General features: G+C 39.9%; 19 protein-coding genes. All 19 read left to right on the forward strand.

Annotated elements, in window-relative coordinates:
- The coding region (locus ACERJO_RS11685) for an ArpU family phage packaging/lysis transcriptional regulator (RefSeq protein ID WP_373647648.1) at positions 1 to 139 on the forward strand (139 nt) is incomplete at its 5' end.
- 109 nt (positions 140 to 248) lie between these two features.
- Positions 249 to 1,526 carry a site-specific DNA-methyltransferase gene (locus ACERJO_RS11690; RefSeq protein WP_373647565.1) on the forward strand — a complete coding sequence of 426 codons (1,278 nt, stop codon included), beginning with the start codon at positions 249 to 251 and terminating at the stop codon, positions 1,524 to 1,526.
- 138 nt (positions 1,527 to 1,664) lie between these two features.
- Positions 1,665 to 1,904, forward strand: a complete 240-nt coding sequence (locus tag ACERJO_RS11695) for a hypothetical protein (protein ID WP_373647567.1) — start codon at positions 1,665 to 1,667, stop codon at positions 1,902 to 1,904.
- A gap of 46 nt (positions 1,905 to 1,950) precedes the next feature.
- On the forward strand, positions 1,951 to 2,853 hold the full coding sequence (gene terS, locus ACERJO_RS11700) for a phage terminase small subunit (protein WP_373647568.1): 903 nt from the start codon (positions 1,951 to 1,953) through the stop codon (positions 2,851 to 2,853).
- Positions 2,850 to 4,277 carry a DEAD/DEAH box helicase family protein gene (locus ACERJO_RS11705; protein ID WP_373647569.1) on the forward strand — a complete coding sequence of 476 codons (1,428 nt, stop codon included), beginning with the start codon at positions 2,850 to 2,852 and terminating at the stop codon, positions 4,275 to 4,277. The genes terS and ACERJO_RS11705 overlap by 4 nt, the downstream gene beginning before the upstream one ends.
- Complete coding sequence (locus tag ACERJO_RS11710; protein ID WP_373647570.1) at positions 4,270 to 5,763, forward strand: phage portal protein; 1,494 nt, start codon at positions 4,270 to 4,272, stop codon at positions 5,761 to 5,763. The genes ACERJO_RS11705 and ACERJO_RS11710 overlap by 8 nt, the downstream gene beginning before the upstream one ends.
- 9 nt (positions 5,764 to 5,772) lie before the next feature.
- Positions 5,773 to 7,143, forward strand: coding sequence for a DUF6883 domain-containing protein (locus tag ACERJO_RS11715; protein ID WP_373647571.1), 1,371 nt, complete (start codon positions 5,773 to 5,775; stop codon positions 7,141 to 7,143).
- Between the two features lie 15 nt (positions 7,144 to 7,158).
- Positions 7,159 to 7,320, forward strand: a complete 162-nt coding sequence (locus ACERJO_RS11720; RefSeq protein ID WP_373647572.1) for a hypothetical protein — start codon at positions 7,159 to 7,161, stop codon at positions 7,318 to 7,320.
- Between the two features lie 73 nt (positions 7,321 to 7,393).
- The gene (locus ACERJO_RS11725; protein ID WP_373647573.1) at positions 7,394 to 8,545 is read left to right on the forward strand and encodes a hypothetical protein; all 1,152 of its coding nucleotides are present in this window, start codon (positions 7,394 to 7,396) and stop codon (positions 8,543 to 8,545) included.
- A gap of 27 nt (positions 8,546 to 8,572) precedes the next feature.
- Positions 8,573 to 9,088: a DUF2190 family protein gene (locus ACERJO_RS11730; RefSeq protein WP_373647574.1), complete on the forward strand. Its 516-nt coding sequence runs from the start codon at positions 8,573 to 8,575 to the stop codon at positions 9,086 to 9,088.
- 31 nt (positions 9,089 to 9,119) lie between these two features.
- On the forward strand, positions 9,120 to 10,154 hold the full coding sequence (locus ACERJO_RS11735) for a hypothetical protein (protein ID WP_373647575.1): 1,035 nt from the start codon (positions 9,120 to 9,122) through the stop codon (positions 10,152 to 10,154).
- 11 nt (positions 10,155 to 10,165) lie between these two features.
- Positions 10,166 to 10,501: a hypothetical protein gene (locus ACERJO_RS11740; RefSeq protein WP_373647576.1), complete on the forward strand. Its 336-nt coding sequence runs from the start codon at positions 10,166 to 10,168 to the stop codon at positions 10,499 to 10,501.
- Entirely contained in the window at positions 10,501 to 10,890 is a 390-nt protein-coding gene (locus ACERJO_RS11745; protein ID WP_373647577.1) for a hypothetical protein, read from the forward strand. Before ACERJO_RS11740 ends, ACERJO_RS11745 begins: the two co-directional genes overlap by 1 nt.
- A 1-nt stretch (position 10,891) precedes the next feature.
- Complete coding sequence (locus ACERJO_RS11750) at positions 10,892 to 11,326, forward strand: hypothetical protein (protein ID WP_373647579.1); 435 nt, start codon at positions 10,892 to 10,894, stop codon at positions 11,324 to 11,326.
- A gap of 1 nt (position 11,327) precedes the next feature.
- Entirely contained in the window at positions 11,328 to 12,164 is an 837-nt protein-coding gene (locus ACERJO_RS11755) for a hypothetical protein (protein ID WP_373647581.1), read from the forward strand.
- Entirely contained in the window at positions 12,157 to 12,393 is a 237-nt protein-coding gene (locus ACERJO_RS11760) for a YqzN/YkzM domain-containing protein (RefSeq protein WP_373647582.1), read from the forward strand. The genes ACERJO_RS11755 and ACERJO_RS11760 overlap by 8 nt, the downstream gene beginning before the upstream one ends.
- Positions 12,390 to 13,790, forward strand: a complete 1,401-nt coding sequence (locus tag ACERJO_RS11765; protein ID WP_373647584.1) for a phage tail sheath subtilisin-like domain-containing protein — start codon at positions 12,390 to 12,392, stop codon at positions 13,788 to 13,790. The genes ACERJO_RS11760 and ACERJO_RS11765 overlap by 4 nt, the downstream gene beginning before the upstream one ends.
- Positions 13,791 to 13,804: 14 nt before the next feature.
- Entirely contained in the window at positions 13,805 to 14,248 is a 444-nt protein-coding gene (locus ACERJO_RS11770) for an endoglucanase (RefSeq protein WP_373647587.1), read from the forward strand.
- A gap of 31 nt (positions 14,249 to 14,279) precedes the next feature.
- A complete protein-coding gene (locus ACERJO_RS11775; protein ID WP_373647588.1) occupies positions 14,280 to 14,777 on the forward strand; it encodes a phage tail assembly chaperone in 498 nt (165 codons plus the stop codon).
- Positions 14,778 to 14,836 lie beyond the last annotated feature (59 nt).

The raw sequence follows: 14,836 nt of genomic DNA on the forward strand, positions 1-14,836 counted from the left end.
TGTAGAAGATGAGTTCGACTATCAAATATATAACGATCTTGGTTTGAGCGAAAGGCAGTATTATCGAATAAAGAGTCGTGCATTTTATAAGTTAGCATTTATCTTAAAAATTGAAGTGGTCGTAGAGGAAGTGAGTTAATGGCAGACAAAAGGCAAACTAATGACAGTAGGAGGGCAGGGTATTTATGAGTATTCCGTTTATTATGGTAGTAGGTTAAAAATATCATAACCGCAAATGAGGTGAAAAAATGCAAGTAGAGGTGATACGTGTTTCTAATATTAATCAGGCTCCTTATAATCCTCGTATTGATTTAAAGCCAGGTGATACGGAATATGAAAAGCTAAAGCGTTCCATAGAAGAGTTTGGTTATGTGGAGCCGTTAGTATGGAATAAAAGAACGGGGAACCTCGTAGGAGGCCATCAACGGTTTAAAATATTGGTTGAAAAAGGGATGAAGGAGGTTCAGGTATCGGTTGTCGATATGGACCTTGAAAAAGAAAAAGCGCTAAACCTTGCTTTGAATAAAATTAGCGGGGATTGGGATGATGAAAAATTAGCTGTATTGCTTCAAGAGCTGACTGACAGCCCCATCGGAATCGAATTAACTGGATTCGAACAGAATGAATTGGAAGAAATATTAAACAAGCTCCCAGAGGACTCAGGGATAGATGAACCAGTCGTAGAAGATGATTTTGATGTAGAGACTGCTGTTGAAAATATCATAGAGCCTGAAACAAAATACGGTGACGTCTGGAAGTTAGGGCGTCATCTTTTAGTTTGTGGTGATGCTACAAAGATAGATGATATTCAGAAGCTTATGGGCAAAGATAAAGCGGATTTAGTCATCACTGATCCACCATATAATGTTGCTGTTACGAGTGATTCAAAGGAATTGAGTAACTCAGGTAGGGGATCCATTTTAAATGATGATATGTCTGCAGAGGAATTCGATCATTTCTTGGATAACGTTTTTAAAAGCTATTCTCTTTTGATGAAAGATACTGCTGCTATTTATGTGTTCCATGGATCGTCTTATCAGAGGGAATTTGAAAATGCTATGAACAAACATGGTATTTTCACTAGGTCTCAGTGTGTTTGGGTGAAAAATTATCCTTCGTTCGGTTGGAGTCAGTATCGATGGCAACATGAACCTGTATTCTATGCATTTAAAAAAGGTAAGACACCATCATGGTACGGTGATCGTAAACAAACAACGGTATGGAAAGCGGGTTTATTAAGTGATGTTCCTGAACCATCAACTGTTTGGGAGATAAGTAGAGGGAATGTAAATGATTATGTACATCCAACACAAAAGCCACTTGAATTGATAGCCATTCCGCTAAAGAATAGTAGTAAGCAAGATGACATTGTTGCCGATTTATTTGGTGGGAGTGGCTCTACATTAATGACGTGTGAGCAGACAAATCGTCGTTGTCGAACGATGGAGCTTGATCCTGTTTTTTGTGACGTGATTAAAAAGAGGTTTTATAATAGCACAGGGATTGAACCAGAGCTAATAAAATAAAAGAAGGGAGTGCTGACAACACTCCCTTCTCTCTTCCGGGGCACAGAACACCCCAGAGAGCGTGAAAAGGCCGTGGCCACGGTCGAGTTGACTCACGCTCTCATTTATTATTTTATTATGGGAACGGGTGTTCTGTAAATGGATAAGATTCATAAATTAAATGAAAGCAATGAAATTAATGAAGCGTTGTTGTTACAACATGATATTGAGCATTTTGAGAAGTTAGAAGAAACAAAAGAGAAATATAGAAAGATTGTGAATGCTGGTATATCACAATGGGTTAAGGATTTTCAAAATGGTAATATCCAGGTTAATACAGTAGAGGATTTAAAAAAGCTTGTTGAGCTAGATTTGCAACTCCAGCGAGAAGAATATTGAAACAAACACAAACTTAAATAAAAAAATGGAGGTGGCGGTGATGTAGATGGCAAGGCCAAGAGATCCTAGACGAGATGAAGCCAAAGAAGCATGGTTGAAATCCAATGGAGAAGCGAAGTTGAAGGATATCGCTGCTGATCTTGGTGTGTCCAGTTCAACCGTTCGAAAATGGAAAGCGCAAGACCGATGGGAAGATGACTTGAAAGGGAGCGCTCCTAAACTCAAAAGGAGCGCTCCTAAACGTGGCGCTCCTAAAGGTAGTAAAAATGCTAAAGGGAATCAGGGTGGAAAAGCTCCACCTGGTAACAAGAATGCTGTAGGGAATTCTGGAGGAGCTGCGCCACCGGGCAATAAGAATGCTGTTACCACTGGTGAGTACGAAACGATCTTTGAAGATGTACTGACTGAGGAAGAAGTGGAGATGTTTGCACATGTCGACACAACGCCGCTGACTCAAGTTGATGAGAATATTAGATTGTTAAGTATTAGAGAGCGGAGGATGTTGCAACGGATTAAAGCAGTGATTGAGGGAATGAGCGAGAAAGAACGTAGAGTACTTCAAGAGAGGATTGAAAAGAAAGTACCGGTTGAAGTATATGACGAAAAAAGAGGCGAAACAAAAATTATTCAAACTTGCAAAAGTGAATTGGTTACTACTGAACTGGAAGAAACGGAATACCGTAAGATCGATGATGTGATTAAACTTGAAGAAGCACTCACAAGGGTACAGGACAAAAAGCTAAAAGCGATAAAACTAAAACATGAGATGGACGATCGCTTTCATTATCAACAAAACATTGATCAGGAGCGCTTGAACATAGATAAAGAAAAGGTTAAAGCTGTTACAAAAGATGCCGAGTTGCAACAAAGACAGTCTGAAATGTTTGTATCAGCCATTCATACTGTGGCAAAGAAACGACTTACTAAGAAAAACGGTGATCGCTCATGAGTGCTATCCCATATAACGTAATGGTTGATTTAATTGATGCCTATTGGGATGATCCAGCTGCGTTTGCTGAAGATATGTTAGGCTTTATTCCGGATGATTGGCAAAGGGCAGTCATGCATGATATAGCCCATAACAATTGGGTTTCTGTACGTAGCGGTCAAGGGGTTGGTAAAACAGGAATTGAAGCGATTATTACTATTTGGTACCTATCGACAAGACCGACTCCGAAAGTCGTTTGTACAGCTCCCACACGCCAACAATTAAATGACGTTCTATGGGCTGAAATTGCTAAGTGGTTAGAAAAATCCATGATGAAGCAGTTTCTTAAATGGACTAAAACAAAAGTTTATATGATTGGTCATGAGGAACGATGGTGGGCTACAGCACGTACCGCAACTAAGCCTGAGAACATGCAAGGATTTCACGAAGATTATATGCTCTTTATATGTGATGAGGCTTCTGGTATAGCTGATCCTATAATGGAGGCTATACTTGGTACATTGTCAGGGGCTGAAAATAAATTGCTTATGTGCGGTAACCCAACTAAAACATCGGGTGTTTTTTATGATTCTTTTCATAAAGATAGAGCTAATTATAAGACACATAAAGTCAGTAGATATGACAGCAGTCGAGCCAATAAAGAGAATATCGAACGTTTAATTAAGAAATACGGAAAAGATAGCGATGTCGTTCGTGTTCGAGTATTTGGAGACTTTCCAAAGTCGGAACCAGATACATTCATTGCACTTGAATATGCAGAAGCAGCAACGATGAGAGATGTGTATGAACGGGACGAAGCAGGAGCTCTTATTCTACCGGAAACCGCTCAAGTTGAAATTGGAGTGGACGTTGCACGTTTTGGAACAGACGAAACGGTTATTGTACCTCGAATTGGCAATCATGTGCCTTATTTTAAGTGGTACAACAAACAAGACACGATGACTACTACTGGCTATGTGCTTTCTGTCGCTAGACAAATGATGAGCGAATACGGTCGACCTAAGTGTGTGATTAAAGTCGATGATGATGGAGTGGGAGGCGCTGTTACCGATCGCTTAAGGGAAGTGGTTCGCGAAGAGGGGTTACACATTGAAGTCATTGATTGTCATAATGCTGCAGTTGCTGATGATAAAGATCACTATGCAGAATGGGGAACAGAGACTTGGGCACATATTCGTACACTATTGCATGATGGAGCCATTTCTATTCCAAATGATGAGGATATGATTGGTCAATTAACGACAAGAAAATACTATATGACGTCAAAAGGCAAGATTAAATTAGAATCCAAGGATGAGATGAAAAAAAGGGGTTTGAAATCTCCTGACCGCGCTGATGCCTTGGTACTTGCTTTTGCTAAAACAAGCAGAGTAATTGATGGGGACGCGGCAACGTTATTAAGGGAGATGAGAGTATATGGCTAATTGGATAAATAAAGCGATCGGTGAAATGTCCAGATTAAGAACTAATATAGGAATGTTTGGTTGGGGTGTTGTTGGCTCATGGTCCCGTCCATATAAATTAGATTCGTCAAAAGTAGACTATCAGAAAGCAAGAGAACTCTACGATAATACAGATGATGAATACAAATTAGGCGCAGGTTTTGTTAAACCGGTTGTTAATACTGCTGCTGCTTTTATAGGGGTACCAAGATTTCGTTCTCAAGACGAGGATGCTGAAAAAATCCTCAATGAATTTATGGAGAGATATCGAGCGAGAGCAACAAGAATTCACAGGAACTCTATAAGGGATGGAGATAGCTATGTTTGGATAACTAGAGAAGAACAAAAGAATAAGACCCTGTATCCGTCATCTCCAAGCACAAGGATTGTATTGAACATACTTCCTCCTGAACAAGTGCAAGACATTATATTAGATCCAATTACATCAGAGCCGATGGCTTATATTCTAGAGTCCGAGCATACTTGGGTAGACGATGAGTTCAACAAGAAGAAATATAAGATGATTCAAATCATCAAAGCTGGGGAAAGGATTGTAAAAGTGGAAGGAGCTAAACCACCAGATTTAGAAACTGGCCAAATTCCATCTATGTGGAACTTCCTTCCTATTGTGCATTTTAAAAATAAATCGGATGAGCATGAGAAGTATGGAAAGAGTGACACTGAGGCTATCGAACCTTTCTTAAAAGCCTATCATGACGTCATGATCCATGCTATCACTGGTTCTAAAATGCACAGTACACCCAAATTAAAACTAAAGATTAAAGATGTTGCTGCCTTTTTGAGAAACAACTATGGAATTGATGATCCAGTGAAATTTGCCAAAGAGGGAAAGGGAATTAACTTAGATGGTAAAGAGGCTCTGTTCTTATCGGAAAGTGAAGATGCTGAATTTATAGAAGTAAGAAGCGCCACTGGTGATGCGAAGCTGTTATTGCAGCTTCTTTTTTATTGCATTGTTGATACATCTGAGACTCCTGAGTTTGTATTTGGAGTACATACTCCTAGCTCGTTAGCTTCCACGAAAGAGCAAATGCCTGTACTTGTAAGGAAAGTGGAGCGAAAACGGGATCAGTTTAGCGAGTCCTGGCAGCATGTTGCACGTATCGTTTTAGCCATGACTTCACACGGGGAGAACAAAAACATAGAAACGTATGAAACAACACTTGAATGGTCAGAAGTTGACCCGCGTGACAGTAAAGAATCGGCAGAAGAAATTGAAATTATTGTTAAAGCTCTTTCTCAAGCTGTTACAAATGAACTGATAAGTGAAGATGCTGCGGTTCAATATTTATCACGGTTCATCGATACCATGAATGATTATCACTCCACAGAAGGAGATTCAGAAGAGCAACGCATTGTAAAGTCAAAACTTAAGCGTATGAGGCTTGAAGATGGGCAATTCCTCGAAAAACAACTTAAAGAAATTGATAAGTTGCTAAGAGTGTAGGTGAGCTAATTGGATGAGATTAAGAGGTTAGTTGAGGCAACGGGTTCCTACTCAAAATGGGCGCTTCAACAAAGAAAAAGTTATATTGAACAACGGTTGAGTCAAGATATTGAATTGCGGAATCGTTATGACAAATGGATTGGTCATATTGCTAAAGATATTGAGGAGGCTCACATTCAAGGACAACTACAATCTTACGTAGATAATCTTGATCATCACTTACAAGAGTACACCAAGATACTTGATGACGATCTTACGAAGTTTCTTGATCAACAATTTGTTGTAGCAGTATCGACAGGTAGTACAATTCATTCACAGTACTTTATTGATGCAGTGAATCGTTCGGGAATAAAGAAAATAACACAAACTCAAATCAAACGTGCGGTATTCCGAATGAATGAACGATCTGTACAAGCGATGTGGAATCGACAAAATCATGGTTTGTTTCTGTCGGATCGAATTTGGAAGAATAGTGAAAATGCAGCTAACAAGGTGGGTCTTATCATCTCAGAAAGCCTCGCTGATGGCGTACACCCTACTGAAATTGCTAAAATGATTCAAGGTTACGTGAGAAACGGAAAAAGCACGCTTGTCATTGATTATCCAAACATGATGGATCGAATCGGAAATCTACCTCAAGATTTAAGTTATGAAGCTTTACGATTGGCCAGAACAGAAACCGCAGCAGCTCACTCTGATGGGATGATTGCAGCTGCAAGTATAAACCCAGGTTATGAAGGTGTACAATGGCTATTATCACCAAGCCATCCGGTACGCGATATCTGTGATCATTATGCAGAGCAAGATCTTTATGGCTTAGGTGCAGGAGTATATCGAAAAGGCCAGGAGCCTATTTTTCCTCCTCATCCAAATTGCCTTTGCACATTGGTCCCACGGATGGAGGATATTGATCGTTTGATAATGAGATTAAAGGAATGGGAAGAGGACCCATCTAAACATCCTGATATCGAGGAACTGTTCCAAAAAGAATTAAATACAAATAATCAAAATCAAAGAGATGGAATAACTCTTGAAACTGAATTGTTACCTGGTACGTTAAATAATACGATAGAGTTCAATGACGAGAAATTATTGAATTACGCATTAGATAAGACTCACCGTATAGGTAAGGATAAAGCAGTTGCCTTTGAAAAAGCGTTAGGGTACACTAAGAGCAATTATTTAGAATTGAGAAATAATGTATTAAGAAACCTCAAAAGAACCAAAGCTGAATTCACTGGTGAGGATCAATATGGTCAGAGGTATAAAGTTCTAATGAGATTAAAGGGACCTAATGGAAAAGAAGCAGATGTAATGACGGCTTGGATTGTGGATAGTAATACTGAACGCACTAGATTAGTGAGTATATACGTAAAATAAGGAGGGTGATGGCAAGTGAAAGCTAAACAATTTGATACAGTTAGACTGTTAGACGGCAGAGATTGTGTCGTGTTGGACATTTACTCGTCACCTCCTGGCTATGAGGTTGAGGAAGTGGATGAGAACGACGGTTTAACATTTTCTGTATCTGATGCACAAATTGAAAAAGTGTTATAAAGAGTCTCTCAAATTATGAGGGGCTTTTTATTATGGTGAAAATCAATGTGATGATGGAAAGGGGGTGTGAACATTGAAAAAACAAATGATGTTGCTGTTTGGCGGCTTATCAGGCGAAATGAAAACGAATGAGGTACCTCTAGCTGATGGAGTAGATCTCGAAGGTTTTAAAAAGGATGACGATGATTTTCTTGAGGTTATTGTGGAAATTCCAGCTGGGCCATCCACACGAGGTTGGAACTATACGAAATTCGCCCTTCAAAGCATCGTTGAGAAGGTGATGCGGTCTACTTTGGCTGGTTTCCTTGGACATCAAAAGCCGGAAGAAGTCAAAAATCGTTTTGTTGATCCAGTTACCCATTGGATTGGAGCGAAGATGGAAGGTGAATCAGCTTTCTTCAGAGGGGTCATTGATAAAGATGCTACTAAACTCAAGAGATGGATCAGGACAGGCCGTGTAAAGCAAGTAAGCATTTTTGGTTACCCGAAGCTCACTACTTCTAACGGAGAAACACAAGTAACTGATTATGATGCTCTATCAATTGACTGGACGCCTCTTGATCGTTCCGGAATGCCGACAAAGATCGTAGCATTATCAGGGGAAATGTGGGATCTAGACGGAAAAGGACCTGAATTTAAAGAGGATAAAGATAAAGGAGGAAAGCAAATGGAACCTAAAGAACTGTTACAAAAAATGAAGGAAATGTTAGGTAATAAACAATTAACTTTTACTATGATTGCTGGTGAAATGGGATGGAAAGTTGATCAAATCGCTGGTGAAATGGATGCTAGTTGGTTAAAAGAGAAAACACAAGCTGAAAAAGATTTGGAGAGCGTTTCCCAAGCGCTTGGCGTTTCTGGTGAAATGTCAGTTGTAGATGCTGCGAAAAAAGCAGCTGAAGCAGTAGAAGAAAATAAGAAGTATAGCTTTGAGAAAGCAGTCGGTGAAATGATGGAAACTCAAATCAAATCAGATGCAATCCGTAAAGACTTGCAAGATGACAAGACGGTTATTGGTCGCATGTGGTCTTATCAACGACCTAATCTTAAACCCGATATGACGAAAGAGCAGTTAGCTGCAGAAATGGACGCGTTTATGAAAGACCCTGTTGTAGCTGATATTGTGAGTCAGTATCATACGGACAAGTCACCGGGGATTTTAGGAGGAAAAGAACGGAACTCAACAGAAAGTAGCTCGTTAAAGACAAAACGAGTTTCTATTTAAAAATCCAATTAGAAAGGATGATTGAACATGTATCGAGGACAACCTGTACCCACGAGTGTGCATGACATTAAAAGAGCAAAAGTAAGTGACGGTAAGAGTGTTCGTGTCACAGTTCCGGAAAATACAGAAGTCGTGGCTAACCAATTCTATTTACTAGATGGCTTTTTAGGAGCTTCGACTGTATCGGTTAAAACCGAAGAAGGGGAGACAGCAGAAGTCATTTTAACCATTGAACGAGCTGAATATGAAACAGATCAGATTGATCCAACTCAAGAGTTTACGATTGGAACACCGATTTATTGGAATGAAGAAAACAAATGTCTGACAGAAACTAGCACGGAGGTATTTGCTGGACTTGTGACAGCACCTAAAGATGCTAATAACGTCATTTGGTTTCTGCTAAATGGTTCAGGTGCCCCAGGAGGTTCTGGAGGCGAAAGAGGTCCAGAAGGTCCACAAGGGCCGGCTGGTGAAGATGGTTTTCCAACGGAGCAACAATGGAATGATCTCGTTGATCGTGTTGCAGCTTTAGAAGAAAATTAATCGATGAATAAATATCTTGGAGGTACACACTATGACGAAAATAATAACTTTGGATACACTTCGCGCTGAACGAAGAAAGGGGACTATCACTGAGGTAGTTCCTTTTTCTGTTAACGGGGAGATGTTAACACTTGAAAAGAAAATTATGAACGGAGAAATGGAGACGTTCGAGCTAGCTGAACCGGCTGGCGAGATGATGACGAGTGGTAGCTTGGCGAAGTTCAAAGATTTAATGAGAAAAGTGGTGCTAGATGTTGAACTTGGTCGAGAGGAAGTGCCATTGCTGTACAAGCCTATTTACCAATTGCTATCTGATTCATCGATGCCTCGAGTGCTTGATGCAAAATGGGCTGTGTACGGAACAGTGGTTTTCTCAGAACATATAGAGGGCGAAGAAGTTAAGTTTGGTTCTTTACAGGCTGAACATGGGCCAATTGCGCGAGTGTTAACTCTCACTGCGGGGTTTGAATTTACGAAAGAAATGAAAGACTTTAATGATTTCTTTTCTGTAGAAATTCTGAACCGTGCGATGGGTGAAGCGTACAATGCAAAACTTAATCATATGCATCTTAACCCTATTATTTCGTACAAGTACAAAGATCAAAACAAAACAACGTACCAAGGAACGGAGGAAGATTCTGTTTGGATTGGTATGTGGAAAACTCTTAATAAAGCTCTGTCTGATACTCGAGTTAAAAAGAGACTTGGTACGATTCTACTTGCATCATCTCTAGATAAAGACAACATTGAAATGGCTTTAAAAGGTGGATATACAATCAACGGGACAACTTATCCTGCTGTTAGTGGTATCGAATCAGTGATTTATTATGATGGTTGGGAAACTCAAGTTGGAAGAAAGAAATACGAATATCAAGGCGTTGAAAAAGGAAAAGCTTACTTGATTCGTCCGAAGAGAGGATTCAAGGAACTATTGAAGAGAGACTTGACTATCGAATCAACTGCTGCTGATCTATCGCGATTAGTCGAATCTCAAATTGTGGGTTATGCCTATCGAGGTACGTATGCAGCGATCGATGAAAATGTCCAAGAAATAAGCTTTGAGTAGTGGTGAGTGCTATGAAATATAGCGAAGCACTTGCTAAAAGGTTGAGGAAATTGATCAATGATGTTGACGGTACCATCTTTGATGATGAGGAGATAAAAGATTTTATTCTCGAATCTCCAAACATTTATATAGCAGCATCTACTGCATGGACAATACGAGCTGCTTTACTTAATGGAGATATTGAGTCCTATTCAGCTGGCAATGAACGATATGATTTAACGAAATTAAAGGATAGGCTCGATCATGCGTTAAAGATGGCTGATCATTACAAAGAATTAGGTGATGAAGAAGATCCTTCTTCGTCATCTAGTTTTATGTTAAATGTAAAACGACCAGAGGTACTGTGATGAGCCAATTAAATCAATTAATTGAAATGAGACGCAACCATGTGAATTGGAGTATTCAACAAAATCCAACTGACATCTCAATTAAGCGACTTGTAAGAGTTAAAGCCGGCGGTGGTTTTGACGAAATAGAGAAAGATGTAGGCCCATTTACGGTTCGTTTGTATGTCACAAGTGGATCCCCTAAAGCAATTAGTGTTCTGGCTGGCGAAAAACAAGTCGACACTTATTATGGACTTCTAGCAGATTGTCAATCTGATATTAAAGCAGATACTCATACAACCGATTCCTTCAAAGCAAATGGCATGGAGTTTGAAGTCAAAGCTGTATTTCCTCAAACAATTGGTGGCGAGGTAACCGGGTATCAATGTGAGTTAGAAAGGGTGATGTAGAGTGACCTTTGGTGATCAAACGATTCAACGGATCCAAAGGAAGATCTTTGGACTACAGACAGTTGGGCATTCATTAGGTTTAGGGATGGAACGTCAAGCAAAAATGAAAGCCCCTTGGACCGACAGAACAGGGGATACGAGAAGAGCTATACATGGGGGAGCGGACAGGATTCCAAATGGCACGACCATTTATCTTGCACATGGAAACAAAATAGGGTCCTTTCTAGAAGATGGCACAGGGATTCACGGACCAATAGGAGCACCGTATGACATCGTGCCAGTAAATACTCAAGCGTTGTGGTGGCGTGGTGCACGTCATCCTGTAGCAGCTGTTCGTAAACACCCAGGGATGGCTCCAAGGCCAATCATTCACCCTACTGTAGAATCGAATATACAGAACATCAAACAAAAGGTTAAGAGCTACATGGAGGGTTGATATGAGAAACGAACTCAGAGACGTATTAATAGCTGCTATACCAGAAGTCGGTGAGAACATTCATGAACCTACTGCAGTCGGACCTAAGTTGGCGTTGCCTTACTTAATTTTACGGGAAGCTATACAAGATCCGGGTGAATCATATAGTAATTTTACGACTATGTATGAGGTTTGGCCTTCCGTAAAGCGAACAACATTCGCAAAGGTAGATGACTTGGCCAATAAAGTGATAGAAGCCCTCAATCAGAAACGATTTGATGTCGAAGGTATTCCACATTATATCGAATATAAAGGTACGACTGGTGAAGATACCGTTCTTGAAGAATGGGATTTGATTACGAGAGGATTAAAATTTCAAATATTTAATCTCGCTTGGTTAGTATCCATCCCATTTGATCCTGACCCTGTATCAACGATGGATAAATGGACGAATCAGCATTTCAGTGATCTCGAAACGGATCCAATAACGTGGCAACCTCAAAACGGTAAGCCAGCGTTATATTGGCGCATAGCATCGATCACTGATACAGAATTGATGCCATGGGGTGCTTGGTTAACGGTGAAAATTCAAGGACATTTAATTGCTTTAACCGATCAAGAGAGAACGCATTGGGTTCAAAAGGTATGTTATCAGCTTGGTGTTGATAAAAGAGTGATCATGGATGATCGGTCACCTTTAATGTTTTTATCTTTCAATGGTGAGCCGTCAGATGATCCATTTCGTACAGGACAAATCCAATTACATGCACAATTTGGTGTTTTAGGTTCGGTTCCGGATGCTCCGTTACTCATTCATCCTAAATTTGACACGATTAAGGGAGGTGAAGGCAATGGATAAAACAGAACATCAAGAAAAGGAGCCAATAAAAAAAGTCAGTCATGTTAAAAAGCAAACTGTAGCAGCTAAATACACACGTGAAGAAGTATTTCATGCATCATCATCATTTGGTGTATCAAGAGAGTTGATGTTTGGCGCTCTGCGATTGATTGATAAAGATGAATTTACTAAATCCGAGGTAGAGAAAGCAATTAAAACATTTAAAACGAGGAAGGTGAATGCTCAATGACTCGAACATTTCAACCAGGTGAGCAAAAAGTTCGCCCCGGTACCTATTTTAGAATTAGTAATATAGGTGATCCACCATTTTTGGCAGGTGCAGTTGGTATAGCTGCAACCATTGTACAATCGAATTGGGGACCTTTAGGTGAGGTCATTGACTTAGAAGGTTCAAATGAAATCACGTCAAAAATAGGATTAACCGGTGTAAATGTGCTAAGTGAAGTATTTCGTGGTGGTGCACGAGAGATTAAAGCTATTCGTGTAGGTTCTGGTGGAACAAGAGCTGAATTGGTTTTAAAAGATGGTAATGAGGAAGATGTTATACGCTTATCGACTAAGTACCCTACAAGCAGACAATTTCGTTTAATCATAAGGGATGTACTTGGGGATGCGGATAAACGTGAATGTCTTGTATATGAAGAGATGCAGGAGAGAGAACGTCTTGTTTTTACAACTGACAATCAAATCGAAGCATTTGTAGACGTCATCAATAAGGAGAGCGTCTTTTTTGATGCAGAAAAAATGAGTGATGGTGACGGAACGCTAGAATCCATTTTTAATTCGTTAGTTGATGGCGGAGCCGATCCGCAAGTGACTGGTGAGGATTATGTCATAGCTGAAGAAATATTAGAAACAGTAGATTGGAATATCTTAATCACGGATTCAGCTGATGCTTCAATTCATGCGACTATACATTCGTATATCGATCGACTTAGAAATGAAGGTAAGAGAGTGATGGCTGTTGTAGGAGAACCTACGGAGATCAGCTTAAGTCAAAGGCTAACCAATTCAGCTTCGTATAATTTCCCAGGGGTACTCTATGTGGCAAATGGATTTGAGACAGCACGTGGGCCGGTGGAAGGTGTTAATGCGGCAGCGAGAGTGGCTGGGATGATTTTAGGATCAAACTATAATTCTAGTATTACACATGCGATCGTAACAGGTGCAGCTGATCTAATCGGACCTCTAACAAATCAACAAATCATCGATGCAATTAATGCAGGTGCCATCGTATTTAGCCGAAATGCACTCGGGCAAATACAAGTTGAGTACGGCATTACTACTTTTATCAGTCCAAATGATGAATTGGATGCAGGATGGTCCAAGATTCGTCGTGTACGTACTAGGGATACATTGATTGAACGTGTACTTCGCAGCACGGATCCGTTGGTCGGTCAAATCAATAATGATGATGATGGTCGTGCTACGATTGTTTCCATTGTCAACGGCATTATCCAACAAATGACGAATGAAAACGGATTACTCGGAGGAGAGTGCTATGTTGACCCATCCCAACAACCTGTAGGCGATTCCTCATGGTTTGTTATTGAAGTAGATGACGTAGATAGCATGGAAAAAGTTTATTTCACGTTTGGCTTTAGATATTCACCTGCAACAAATTAAAGGAGGTTTTATACATGTCAGATGGCAGATACATTTTTAGAGATTGTGTGCCCGATGGTGCAATTGATATAGCTAATGTACAACCGGGAGATATCATTAATAGAAGTTGGAGTTTTCGCGTAAATAGTCCTCCTGACTTGCAAAGCTTGTTAGATAGTGGTGGTTTTGATCCTCGACGAATTTTGCGAGGTCATGATGGTGAATTGTTTGACGGTGATGGTAATCGCTTGGCAGAAATCAACACATGGCAAGCGCAATTAAACTTTACAAATACAGATTATCAACCTGCTGGTTCCGAAATGGTTTGGGCGATACCAACTAGTTTTACAGTGACATTGACATTTACTGAAACAGTGATAAGTGACGCTTCCCTTTTGCAAAAATTATTAGTGGGAATCAGGAATAGACAACGACCAACCTTTAATTTTCAAGGGGTTATTCGAACATTAGCAGAGTAAAACATTAGAGATATTACAAGGAGGAAGTAAAATGAATGATCAAATGAAACCGAATAACGAAGAATTATTGGCCACGGAAGAAACCTTTCTCCGTGGTCTTTTAGATGCTGCAGAAGACCAAAAACAGAATGTTGTAAAGATTGAAATTGCACGTAATGGTAAAGTGTATTTCTCATTCGACATACACGCTTTAACGGAACAAGAATATATGAAAGCCCAAAACGATGCTACAAAGTTTAAGAAAGCTCGAAATCTTGGTGGTGTGAAAGTAGCAGAAGAGACAAATCAAGCGAAGTTTCGCTCTTTACTTATTTATCGAGCTACGACAAAAGAAGATCAAGGGAAACTTTGGAACAACAAAGAAGCTTGGGATCAACTAAATGTACTAAATGGTGTCGATTTAATCGATAAAGTCTTACTAGCAGGAGAGAAGAAGGCCATCATTGATAAAATTGATGAAATTTCTGGTTATAAAGATGATGAAGATGAAGACAGTACATCAGTAGGTGAATATGCAAAAAACTCATAGAGGCAGGAGGGAAATCTACCCTTCTGCATCACATATTCCAACGCACTGGAAAAAGCATC

This window comes from Halalkalibacter sp. AB-rgal2, from assembly GCF_041821005.1.
Taxonomy (GTDB): domain Bacteria; phylum Bacillota; class Bacilli; order Bacillales; family Bacillaceae_D; genus Halalkalibacter.

What these genes read in the sequence shown, in the direction of transcription:
- ACERJO_RS11745 (WP_373647577.1), top strand. Translation starts at nt 10,501, where the DNA reads ATGAGCCAATTAAATCAATTAATTGAAATGAGACGCAACCATGTGAAT.
- ACERJO_RS11730 (WP_373647574.1), top strand. Translation starts at nt 8,573, where the DNA reads ATGTATCGAGGACAACCTGTACCCACGAGTGTGCATGACATTAAAAGA.
- terS (WP_373647568.1), top strand. Translation starts at nt 1,951, where the DNA reads ATGGCAAGGCCAAGAGATCCTAGACGAGATGAAGCCAAAGAAGCATGG.
- ACERJO_RS11695 (WP_373647567.1), top strand. Translation starts at nt 1,665, where the DNA reads ATGGATAAGATTCATAAATTAAATGAAAGCAATGAAATTAATGAAGCG.
- ACERJO_RS11690 (WP_373647565.1), top strand. Translation starts at nt 249, where the DNA reads ATGCAAGTAGAGGTGATACGTGTTTCTAATATTAATCAGGCTCCTTAT.
- ACERJO_RS11775 (WP_373647588.1), top strand. Translation starts at nt 14,280, where the DNA reads ATGAATGATCAAATGAAACCGAATAACGAAGAATTATTGGCCACGGAA.
- ACERJO_RS11705 (WP_373647569.1), top strand. Translation starts at nt 2,850, where the DNA reads ATGAGTGCTATCCCATATAACGTAATGGTTGATTTAATTGATGCCTAT.
- ACERJO_RS11710 (WP_373647570.1), top strand. Translation starts at nt 4,270, where the DNA reads ATGGCTAATTGGATAAATAAAGCGATCGGTGAAATGTCCAGATTAAGA.
- ACERJO_RS11735 (WP_373647575.1), top strand. Translation starts at nt 9,120, where the DNA reads ATGACGAAAATAATAACTTTGGATACACTTCGCGCTGAACGAAGAAAG.
- ACERJO_RS11755 (WP_373647581.1), top strand. Translation starts at nt 11,328, where the DNA reads ATGAGAAACGAACTCAGAGACGTATTAATAGCTGCTATACCAGAAGTC.
- ACERJO_RS11760 (WP_373647582.1), top strand. Translation starts at nt 12,157, where the DNA reads ATGGATAAAACAGAACATCAAGAAAAGGAGCCAATAAAAAAAGTCAGT.
- ACERJO_RS11765 (WP_373647584.1), top strand. Translation starts at nt 12,390, where the DNA reads ATGACTCGAACATTTCAACCAGGTGAGCAAAAAGTTCGCCCCGGTACC.
- ACERJO_RS11770 (WP_373647587.1), top strand. Translation starts at nt 13,805, where the DNA reads ATGTCAGATGGCAGATACATTTTTAGAGATTGTGTGCCCGATGGTGCA.
- ACERJO_RS11740 (WP_373647576.1), top strand. Translation starts at nt 10,166, where the DNA reads ATGAAATATAGCGAAGCACTTGCTAAAAGGTTGAGGAAATTGATCAAT.